Raw genomic sequence first — 2879 nt, 5'->3', positions numbered from 1 at the left:
ACACACTGCAGGTAAAGTAAATAATAACGATGAAGCAGACGCCCATTTTGAAGACGATATAAAAGAGCAAATAGAGCTGCCTACATCAGCTAAAAAAGCAGATAAACAAAAAGCAATAGATAAGCCTCAAACACCATTTAGTGAACCACAAATTAGTGATGACTTTATGCCGTTTGATGAACTTGACGATATACTCGATCAAGAAATTGGCTTTAGCGCAATAGATGACGAACCAATGGACACGGCTGCTGCATTAAATGCGCTTGATCAAAGCCCAGTTGTGGAGCCTGAAAAACCAGTTACAACGGTGGTATCGCCAGCAAGACCAATGCCTAAACCAAAAGCGCAATATCAACCACCACCAACGGCAAAAGAAAAGTTTGAGCAATTATTAACGCAAGAGCCACCACCGGGGCCATTACCATCGCTCGATTTACTCGACAGACCGGATAAAGCTAAAAACCCAATTTCGCAAGAAGAGCTTGATAGCGTATCGCGCCTAGTAGAGACAAAACTTCTCGACTTTAACGTACAAGCAACCGTAGTAGCGGTATACCCAGGCCCCGTTGTTACGCGTTTTGAGCTAGATTTAGCGCCAGGTATTAAAGTGTCTAAAATTACAGGCTTAGCTAAAGATTTAGCCCGTTCGCTTTCGGCAATTAGTGTACGTGTTGTAGAAGTTATCCCAGGTAAAACCTATGTTGGTATTGAGCTTCCAAATAAACACCGTGAAATAGTTCGTTTATCAGAAGTAATAAACGCCCCTAAATTTGAGCAAAATCCGTCGCCTCTTACCATGGTGCTTGGTAAAGACATTGCTGGTCAGCCGGTATGTGCTGACTTAGGTAAAATGCCACATTTATTGGTAGCCGGTACAACTGGTTCAGGTAAATCAGTGGGCGTTAATGTCATGATAGTAAGCTTGCTTTACAAATCGGGTCCTGACGATGTACGTATGATCATGATTGACCCTAAAATGCTTGAGCTTTCAGTATACGAAGGCATTCCGCATTTATTGTGTGAAGTAGTTACCGATATGAAAGAAGCTGCTAACGCACTGCGTTGGTGTGTAGGCGAAATGGAACGTCGTTATAAATTAATGTCAGCATTGGGTGTGCGTAACTTAAAAGGTTACAACCAAAAAGTGCTTGAAGCCAATGAAGCGGGTTACCCAATTCTTGATCCATTATTTAAAGACACCGATGGCATGAAAGAAGGCCCCGACGAGCTAGGTAAATTACCAAGTATTGTTGTAGTAATAGACGAATTTGCCGACATGATGATGATTGTAGGTAAAAAAGTAGAAGAACTTATTGCACGTATTGCTCAAAAAGCACGTGCGGCAGGGATTCACTTAGTGCTTGCTACGCAGCGCCCGTCAGTTGATGTAATTACCGGCTTAATTAAAGCTAATATTCCAACACGTATGGCGTTTCAGGTATCGAGCAAAATAGATTCACGGACAATACTTGACCAACAAGGCGCAGAAAACTTACTAGGCATGGGCGACATGCTTTATTTACCGCCAGGCACTAGCGTACCAGAGCGTGTGCATGGCGCGTTTGTAGACGACCACGAAGTACACGCCGTAGTAAACGATTGGAAAGCACGTGCTAAACCAAATTACATTGACGAAATACTCAATGGCGATGCCACTGAAGATATTTTATTACCGGGTGAAGCTAGCGAAAATGCAGATGAAGAATCTGATCCGTTATACGACGAAGCTGTGTCGTTTGTAATTGAAACCGGCAAAGTATCGGTATCGTCAGTGCAACGTAAATTACGTGTTGGCTATAACCGCGCAGCACGTTTAGTAGAACAAATGGAAACATCGGGTATCGTGAGTTCACCAGGTCATAACGGTGCTCGCGATGTATTAGTACCTAATGGAGCAAATTCATGAAAAAAGTTAACGCCTTATTATTAGTGTTAGGCAGCGTACTTGCCGCACCAAGCTTTGCTGACGACAGCCAAGCATTACAAGACAGACTTGCCACTTTAAAAAGCTTTAAAGCGCAGTTTGCACAACAAGTAACAGACAAAGAAGGCCAAGCAGTTATGCAAGGCGAGGGCACAATAGCGCTTCAACAGCCTATGATGATTCGCTGGCAGCAAACTAATCCAGATGATACGTTATTTGTATCAAACGGTGATAAAACATATTACTTCGACAGCTTTGCTGAGCAAGTAACAATTATGAAAACCAGCAGCCTAATCGACTCAACACCATTTGTGCTACTGACATCAAAAGACCCAGCACAGTGGGAAAAATACAGCGTACTTGCAACAAGTACAGGCTTTAGCGTAACGCCAAATAAAGGCGTAGAAAGCCAAGTAGAACAACTTGATATAGCATTTGCGGGTAACGAGCAAGGGCTTGCTAAACTAGTGGTTACCGACAACTCAGGGCAGCTATCGTCATTTACGTTTAACAATGCCCAAGTTAATACGCCGCTTGATCAAAGCACTTTTGAATTTACGCCTCCTGAAGGTGTTGAAATAGACGATCAGAGTAACGGTGAGTAATTTAGGTTTTAATTTTGGGCCCGATGTACGCCCACTTGCTGCGCGTATGCGCCCTACAACGCTTGATGAATACATTGGTCAGCAGCACTTATTAAGTGCTGATAAACCACTGCATCAAGCCATTGTCGCGGGGCGATGCCATAGTTTAATTTTATGGGGTCCGCCTGGTGTTGGTAAAACAACACTTGCGCAAATAATTGCCAACCATGCTGATGCCTCACTTATTCAAATGTCGGCGGTAACTGCAGGCGTAAAAGATATACGCGACAGCGTAACGCAAGCGCGGGACAACCTAGAAAGCCGTGGCCAACGCACCCTTATGTTTGTTGACGAAGTTCATCGCTTTAATA

3 protein-coding genes are annotated in these 2879 nt (G+C 43.5%); all 3 read left to right on the top strand.

From position 1 onward, the window contains the following. On the top strand, positions 1-1906 hold a 1906-nt coding region (locus H5072_RS15975), incomplete at its 5' end, for a DNA translocase FtsK (protein ID WP_259395968.1). After that, positions 1903-2529, top strand: coding sequence for an outer membrane lipoprotein chaperone LolA (lolA, locus tag H5072_RS15970; RefSeq protein ID WP_138489158.1), 627 nt, complete (start codon positions 1903-1905; stop codon positions 2527-2529). The genes H5072_RS15975 and lolA, both read left to right, overlap by 4 nt. Next, positions 2522-2879, top strand: a 358-nt coding sequence (locus H5072_RS15965; RefSeq protein WP_182694079.1) for an AAA family ATPase, incomplete at its 3' end; no start/stop codon positions are given. The genes lolA and H5072_RS15965, both read left to right, overlap by 8 nt.

Source organism: Pseudoalteromonas sp. SR45-5 (assembly GCF_014163565.1).
GTDB classification, from domain to species: Bacteria; Pseudomonadota; Gammaproteobacteria; order Enterobacterales; family Alteromonadaceae; genus Pseudoalteromonas; species Pseudoalteromonas distincta.
Note: the sequence above shows the minus strand (reverse complement) of the source record. Positions and strands in the feature narration are given on the sequence as shown.

Bases quoted from the DNA above. Each gene is read 5' to 3' on its own strand.
- lolA (WP_138489158.1), top strand. From the start codon at position 1,903: ATGAAAAAAGTTAACGCCTTATTATTAGTGTTAGGCAGCGTACTTGCC.